Below are 6433 nucleotides of genomic sequence, written 5' to 3'. Positions count from 1 at the left end.
CCGCCGCCCTGACCGCCCCCCGCAGGCGGCGTCTGGGCGAGGGCGGGCCCGGCGAGGAGGACCAGCGCGCCGAGGGCGGCGGCCAGGCTGTTCGCTTGAAGGATCATCGCTCGACTCCCGATATCGCTTGCCGACCCCGTCAGAGTGTTCCCCCGACCCCGCCTTGGCCAGCGGATTCCGCTTGCATAATCATATAAGGATATCTTTATATGACCCCATGTCGCTAACCGCCGAACAGACCGTCGAGAGCCTGCGCGCCGCCGGGGAGCCGACCCGCCTGCGGGTGCTGTCGCTGCTGGCCGGCGAGGAGCTGTCGGTGATGGAGCTGTCGCGCATCCTCGACCAGAGCCAGCCGCGGGTGTCGCGCCACCTGAAGCTGATGACCGACGCCGGCCTGATCGAGCGGTTCCCGGACGGGGCGCGGGTGTTCTATCGCCTGACCTCCGACGCCCCGGCGCGGCGCCTGATCGACACCGTGCTCGACCTGCTCGACACGGCCGCCGGCGAGGCCGACGACCGCCGGCTGGAAGAGGTGCGGCATGACCGGGAGGTCGCCGCCGGGACCTATTTCGAGCGTATCGCGCCGCAGTGGGACCGGATCCGCTCGCTCTACGTCTGCGAGACGGCGGTCGAGGCGGCGATCCTGAGGGCGGCGGGCGAGGGACCCTTCGAGCGGGTCGTCGACCTGGGCACCGGCTCGGGCCGGATGCTGACCCTGCTGGGCAAGAAGGCCAAGATGTCGCTGGGCCTCGATCTCAGCCAGAACATGCTCAACATCGCCCGGGCCAATGTCAGCAAGGCCGGGCTCGACAAGGTGGAGCTGCGCCACGGCGACATCTTCGCCACCCGCCTGCCGCAGCAGAGCGCGGACCTGGTGCTGGTGCATCAGGTGCTGCACTACCTGGCGGACCCGGCCGCGGCGGTGGCCGAGGCGGCGCGGCTGGTGGCGCCCGGCGGCCGTCTGCTGATCGTCGATTTCGCCCCGCATGCGCTGGAGCACCTCCGCGAGGAGCATCAACATCGCCGTCTCGGCTTCTCCGACGACGAGATGCGGCGCTGGCTGGGCGAGGCCGGGCTGAGACCCTCGGCGCCGATCGCCCTGCCCCCGGACACGGACGGCCTGACCGTGGTCATCTGGTCCGGCGAACGCGCCACCGAAGCGAAGGCGCGGGTCGCGTGAGCGCCCCCGCCTTCAGCCTCGCGGACGCCCGCGCCCTGCTGCTGTCGCCGCTGGGACCGGTCGCGCGCGCCGGGCAGGACGCCTCCCGGCCCCGCGTGTCATTCGAATTCTTCCCGCCGAAATCCGACGAGGCCGAGGCCAATCTGTGGAAGGCGGTGACCCGTCTGGCCCCGCTGGAGCCCGAGTTCGTCTCGGTGACCTATGGGGCCGGCGGATCGACGCGCGAGCGTACCCACCGGACGGTCGAACGCATCCTGGGCGAAACCTCCCTGACCCCGGCCGCCCACCTGACCTGCGTCGAGGCCAGCCGCGAGGATGTCGATGCGGTGATCGAAGCCTATCGCGACGTCGGCGTGCGCCACATCGTGGCCCTGCGCGGCGATCCGCCGGGCGGAAACGGCATCGGCGGCGCTTATGTTCCGCGTACGGACGGTTACGCCAATGCGACGGAATTGACGGCCGCAATCGCCTCGAAGGGCGGCTTCGACGTCATCGTCGGCTGCTATCCCGAGGGCCACCCGGAGAGCCCCTCGGCGGACCATGACATCGACGTGCTGAAGGCCAAGGTCGACGCCGGGGCGACCCGCGCGATCAGCCAGTTCTTCTTCGACATCGACGCCTTCCTGCGCTTCCGCGACCGGGTGCGGGCGGCGGGCGTGACCATTCCGATCGTGCCGGGGATCATGCCGGTGACCAATTTCACCGGCCTCAAGCGGATGTCGGCCGCCTGCGGGGCGGCGGTGCCCGACTGGCTTGCGGCCCACTTCGACGGCCTGGATGACGACCCCGAGACGCGCAAGCTGATCGCCGCCTCGGTGGCGGCCGAGACCTGCGCCCGGCTGCAGGAGGAAGGCTTCGCCGACTTCCACTTCTACACATTGAACCGCGCCGACCTAGTCTATGCGATTTGCCGGGTGCTGGGCGTGCGCGAGACCAGGGCCCCCACAGTATGAGTCCTCCCCTTCCCCGCAGCGAACGCATCGCCGCCCTGCACCGGGCCGCGAAGGAACGCATTCTTGTCCTCGACGGCGCCTGGGGCGTGATGATCCAGCGCAGCGACCTGTCGGAAGAGGATTTTCGCGGCGACCGCTTCGCCGGGCACGAGGTCCAGTTGAAGGGCGACAACGACATCCTGTGCCTGACCCGGCCGGACATCATCGCCGATCTGCACGATCAGTATTTCGCCGCCGGGGCCGACATCTCCGAGACCAACACCTTCTCGGCCACCGTCATCGCCCAGGACGACTACAAGCTGGACGCACAGTCGGTGTGGGACATCAATCTGGAGGGCGCGAAACTGGCCCGCGCCGCCGCCGACCGCTGGACGGCGAAGGAGACGCACAAGCCGCGCTTCGCCGCCGGTTCGATCGGGCCGCTGAACAAGATGCTGTCGATGTCGTCGGACGTGAACGATCCCGGCGCCAGGCTGGTGACCTTCGACCAGGTCTATGACGCCTATCGCCATCAGGTGAAGGCGCTGAACGAGGGCGGGGTCGACCTGTATCTGATCGAGACCATCACGGACACGCTGAACTGCAAGGCCGCGATCAAGGCCATCAAGGACCTCGAGGACGAGGGGATGGAGGCCCTGCCGATCTGGATTTCGGGCACCATCACCGACCGCTCGGGCCGGACCCTGTCGGGCCAGACGGCCGAGGCCTTCTGGAACAGCGTGCGGCACGCCAAACCCTTCGCGGTCGGCTTCAACTGCGCCCTCGGGGCCGATCTGATGCGGCCGTTCATCGCCGAGCTGAGCCGCGTCGCCGACACCCTGGTCGCCGCCTATCCCAACGCCGGCCTGCCCAACGCCATGGGCCAGTACGACGAGGAGCCGCACCAGACCGCCCACTTCCTCGAGGAATGGGCGGCGTCGGGCCTGGTCAACATCGTCGGCGGCTGCTGCGGCACCACGCCGGACCACATCCGGCACACGGCTGAAGCGGTCGCGAAACTGCCGCCGCGGGAGATACCCGAGCGGCCGGTGGCGATGCGGTTGTCGGGGCTGGAACCGTTCGAGCTGGTGGCAGCGTAATGGGCGCCTGGGGTCTGGGAGTATTCGACAACGACGAAGCGGGCGACTTCTTGTGGGAAGTCGAAGAGGGCGAAGCGTCGCGGAAAATCGTGGGAGCGATGGTCAGGGTGGTGACCACCTTCGGCTATCTGGAGGCCCCGGAGGCAGTGCGCGGACTTGCCGCCGCCGCCCTGGTCGCTTCGCGACGGGACCCAGGCGTCTTCCGCGCCGGCAACGAAGAAACGGGCGTGAGCGCGACATTGCCTGCGCTTCCCTTCTACGCCGCGTACCTCGCCAGACTGACCATCAGCCGCGTGATATCGCGTTCTGAGCTTGCCGACTTGTGGGATGAGGCGGGCGAACTGGAAGACTGGCGCGACGACGCGCGCCGCTATCTGAAGGTTCTCTGATGCGCCCCACCTTCATCAACGTCGGCGAGCGGACCAACGTCACCGGCTCGGCCAAATTCAAGAAGCTGATCATCGACGGCGACTACGCCGCCGCCCTGTCGGTGGCGCGGCAGCAGGTCGAGGCCGGGGCCTCGGTCATCGACATCAATATGGACGAGGGCCTGCTGGACGGCGTCGTCGCCATGCGCACCTTCCTCAACCTGATCGCGGCCGAGCCCGACATCGCCCGCGTGCCGGTGATGATCGACAGCTCCAAATGGGAGGTGATCGAGGCGGGGCTGAAATGCGTCCAGGGCAAGCCGATCGTCAATTCGATCTCGATGAAGGCGGGCGAGGCCGAGTTCCGCGAACAGGCGATCAAATGCCTGCGCTACGGGGCCGCCGTGGTGGTCATGGCCTTCGACGAACAGGGCCAGGCCGACACCGCCGCGCGCAAGATCGAGATCTGCACCCGCGCCTATCGGATCCTCGTCGACGAAGTCGGCTTCCCGCCCGAGGACATCATCTTCGACCCCAACATCTTCGCCGTGGCGACGGGGATCGAGGAGCATGACAACTACGCCGTCGACTTCATCGAGGCGACGCGGATCATCAAGGCGACCCTGCCCTACGCCCGGGTGTCCGGCGGGGTGTCGAACGTCTCGTTCAGCTTCCGCGGCAACGAGCCGGTGCGGCGGGCGATCCACTCGGTGTTCCTGTACCACGCCATCCAGGCGGGCATGGACATGGGCATCGTCAATGCTGGCGACCTGCCGGTCTATGATGCGCTCGACCCGGTCCTGCGCGAGGCGGTCGAGGACGTGATCCTGAACCGGCCGCAGCGGACCAATGTCTCGAACACCGAGCGGCTGGTCGACCTCGCGCCGACCTACAAGGGCGACAAGGGCGCGGCCCGGGTCGTCGACCTGAAATGGCGGGACCAGCCGGTCGGCAAGCGCATCGAGCACGCCCTGGTCAACGGCATCACCGACTGGATCGAGGCGGACACCGAGGAAGCCCGCCTGCAGGCAGAACGCCCGCTGCACGTCATCGAAGGCCCGCTGATGGACGGGATGAACGTCGTCGGCGACCTGTTCGGCGCGGGCAAGATGTTCCTGCCCCAGGTGGTCAAGTCGGCGCGGGTGATGAAGCAGGCCGTGGCCTGGCTGGAGCCTTTCATGGAGGCGGAGAAGACCGGCAAGCCGCGTCAGCAGGCCGGCAAGATCCTGATGGCCACGGTCAAGGGCGACGTCCACGACATCGGCAAGAACATCGTCGGCGTCGTGCTCCAGTGCAACAACTACGAGGTCATCGACCTGGGCGTCATGGTCCCGGCCGACCGCATCCTCGACGCCGCCGTCGAGCACAAGGTCGACATCGTCGGCCTGTCGGGCCTGATCACGCCCTCGCTGGACGAGATGGTGTTCGTGGCGCGCGAGATGGAGCGGCGCGGCTTCGACATTCCCCTGCTGATCGGCGGGGCGACGACCAGCCGGACCCATACGGCGGTCAAGGTCGAACCGGCCTACAAGCGCGGCTCGACCACCTATGTCATCGACGCCTCGAGAGCAGTGGGCGTGGTCTCCGGCCTGCTGTCGCCGACAGAGAAGGCGAAGAACGAGACGGCGACGCGCGAGGAATACGTCCGCATCCGCGAGCAGTATGCACGCGGGCAGACAGCCAAGGCGCGGGCGGCCCTGCCGGCGTCGCGGGCCAACCGGTTCAAACCGCAGGCGGCGACTCCCCTGCCCCCGAAGCCGTCCTTCCTTGGCGTGCGGGCCTTCGACAGCTGGGACCTCGGCGACCTGGCGACGCATATCGACTGGACGCCCTTCTTCGCCGGCTGGGAGCTGATCGGCCGTTATCCGATGATCCTCGAGGACGAGATCGTCGGCGAGGCGGCGCGCGACCTGTTCAAGGACGCGCAGGCCATGCTGAAGCGGATCGTCGACGAGAAATGGTACACCGCGCGCGGCGTGGTCGGTTTCTGGCCGGCCAATGCGCGCGGCGACGACATCGTGGTCTGGACCGACGAGAGCCGCTCGACCGAACTGGCCCGCTTCCATGGCCTGCGCCAGCAGATCGCCAAGACCAACGGCAAGCCGAACCTGTGCCTGTCCGACTTCGTGGCCGAGGACGGAGAGGACTGGCTGGGCGCCTTCGCGGTCACCGCCGGCCACGGCGAGCTGGAGAAGGCGGCGGCGTTCAAGGCGGCCGGCGACGACTATTCCGCCATCATGGCGACCACCCTCGCCGACCGGCTGGCGGAGGCCTTCGCCGAGGCGCTGCACAAGACGGTGCGGACCGAACTGTGGGGTCATGCGCCGGATGAGCAGACCACGGTCGAGGACCTGATCGCCGAAAAATATCAGGGCATCCGCCCGGCGCCCGGCTATCCGGCCCAACCCGATCACACGGAAAAGGCGACGCTTTTCCGCCTGTTGCAGGCGGAAGCCAATGCCGGGATGCAGCTGACGGAGAGCTTCGCCATGAGTCCGCCGGCCTCGGTGTCAGGCCTCTATTTCGGTCATGCCGAGAGCCACTATTTCGGCGTCGGCAAGATCGACCGCGACCAGGTCGAGGACTACGCCCGCCGCAAGGGATGGGACGTCGCCACCGCCGAACGCTGGCTGGGGCCGATCCTGAACTACGAGCCGGGCGCCCCGGCCCGCAGCGACGCGGCCTGACCCCTACTCCAGCCCGACCTCTTCCGGGGTCGCCGGGGCGGTGGTGATGTTGTCGCGCAGGCGGCGGGCGGCGTGCTCGCAGCGGCCCGGCAGACCGAAGAACAGACCGAAGGCCTGGCTGCGCACCGTCTCGTCCTGCCCCTTCAGCGGCGCCCATTTGGCCGCG

At 68.3% G+C, this 6433-nt stretch carries 5 protein-coding genes; all 5 read left to right on the top strand.

The window, feature by feature from the left end; genetic code table 11:
* Positions 1–217 precede the first annotated feature (217 nt).
* The 5 genes from RDU12_RS11045 to metH are packed head-to-tail and all read left to right on the top strand — an operon-like array spanning position 218 to position 6267.
* Positions 218–1180 carry a metalloregulator ArsR/SmtB family transcription factor gene (locus RDU12_RS11045; protein ID WP_300290693.1) on the top strand — a complete coding sequence of 321 codons (963 nt, stop codon included), beginning with the start codon at positions 218–220 and terminating at the stop codon, positions 1178–1180.
* A gap of 35 nt (positions 1181–1215) precedes the next feature.
* Positions 1216–2133, top strand: coding sequence for a methylenetetrahydrofolate reductase [NAD(P)H] (gene metF, locus RDU12_RS11040; RefSeq protein WP_300290695.1), 918 nt, complete (start codon positions 1216–1218; stop codon positions 2131–2133).
* Positions 2130–3212: a homocysteine S-methyltransferase family protein gene (locus RDU12_RS11035; RefSeq protein ID WP_300290691.1), complete on the top strand. Its 1083-nt coding sequence runs from the start codon at positions 2130–2132 to the stop codon at positions 3210–3212. The genes metF and RDU12_RS11035 overlap by 4 nt, the downstream gene beginning before the upstream one ends.
* Positions 3212–3601, top strand: coding sequence for a DUF4259 domain-containing protein (locus RDU12_RS11030; RefSeq protein WP_300290690.1), 390 nt, complete (start codon positions 3212–3214; stop codon positions 3599–3601). The genes RDU12_RS11035 and RDU12_RS11030 overlap by 1 nt, the downstream gene beginning before the upstream one ends.
* Positions 3601–6267 carry a methionine synthase gene (gene metH, locus RDU12_RS11025; protein WP_300290689.1) on the top strand — a complete coding sequence of 889 codons (2667 nt, stop codon included), beginning with the start codon at positions 3601–3603 and terminating at the stop codon, positions 6265–6267. Before RDU12_RS11030 ends, metH begins: the two co-directional genes overlap by 1 nt.
* Positions 6268–6433: the final 166 nt, after the last annotated feature.

The sequence above is a fragment of the Brevundimonas sp. genome, assembly GCF_031082345.1.
Classification (GTDB): Bacteria; Pseudomonadota; Alphaproteobacteria; order Caulobacterales; family Caulobacteraceae; genus Brevundimonas.
Note: the sequence above shows the minus strand (reverse complement) of the source record. Positions and strands in the feature narration are given on the sequence as shown.